Annotated in this window: 1 pseudogene; it reads left to right on the top strand. The window is 36.0% G+C overall.

The features are described from left to right. Nucleotides 1–203: pseudogene (locus CWB85_RS22705) on the top strand (nucleotidyltransferase domain-containing protein); the annotation flags it as partial. Nucleotides 204–339: the final 136 nt, after the last annotated feature.

Here is a 339-nt window from a genome sequence, read left to right as displayed (position 1 = left end):
GGTTCGTCCGATATGTATACCGATGGAGGGATGTAAAGATCTTCCAAAATGTATCCAAAAAAGGGTTTTCACTTGGACTTACAGTAATGTTGAAAGACAAGTTCCGTCCATCTATTCGCTATGACGGTAAAGTCAAAGACTTGCAATCTCTACGCGACACTATTTCTGCTATTTTGTATGGCTATTTTTTTTCAAAGCGTTGATAATGGTAAGTACATAGTCAATGTTCAGTTAGCTGTTCTACTTTATAGAAATGTTTTTGATAAGAGTAGTATTGATACGGGAACACAGCTATATAACAAACTGAATACGATGCTGGCTAAACTTGATCAAGCTTTA

This window comes from Pseudoalteromonas sp. S1727, assembly GCF_005886375.1.
Taxonomy (GTDB): domain Bacteria; phylum Pseudomonadota; class Gammaproteobacteria; order Enterobacterales; family Alteromonadaceae; genus Pseudoalteromonas; species Pseudoalteromonas haloplanktis.
Note: the sequence above shows the minus strand (reverse complement) of the source record. Positions and strands in the feature narration are given on the sequence as shown.